This window comes from Undibacterium sp. RuTC16W, from assembly GCF_049339445.1.
Lineage (GTDB): Bacteria > Pseudomonadota > Gammaproteobacteria > Burkholderiales > Burkholderiaceae_D > Undibacterium.
This window is the reverse complement of sequence record NZ_JBMPPE010000053.1, coordinates 1-392: the sequence shown is the minus strand read 5'-3', so window position 1 is coordinate 392 and position 392 is coordinate 1. Positions and strand designations below refer to the sequence as shown.

The following is a 392-nucleotide window of genomic DNA, read 5'->3' as shown; positions in this document are numbered from 1 at the left end:
GCGATAGCCAGTTGCCGGACAGACCCCATTGATTCAGCGCTGGTTTGGCAGGCGCCGTGTATAGACGAGCTGCGTTGGCTGCCTGCTTTTCCGGCGAGGCGAAGTTTTCGGCGCGCTCGTAGCCTAAGTAGGTTTCCGGCGACCCCACTTGGCCCATGTCCGATTGCTGCTGAATGCCTTGCGCGTCTTCGGCGCTGACCACGGTGTTGGTGACGTTTTTGCGGCCGGCTTCTTCCAGCAGTTGCTGGATCACTTGCTCGGACTGGGCGTATTCGCCTTCGCCGAAGTGGTGATGGCGGATCTGGCCTTTGGCGTCGATGAAGTAGTGCGCCGGCCAGTACTGGTTGCCGAACGCGCGCCAGATGGCGAAGTTGTTATCGACCGCGACAGGG

At 61.0% G+C, this 392-nt stretch carries 1 pseudogene; it reads right to left on the bottom strand.

The window, feature by feature from the left end:
* Positions 1–392: pseudogene (locus ACO0K4_RS19500) on the bottom strand (cytochrome c biogenesis protein DipZ); the annotation flags it as partial.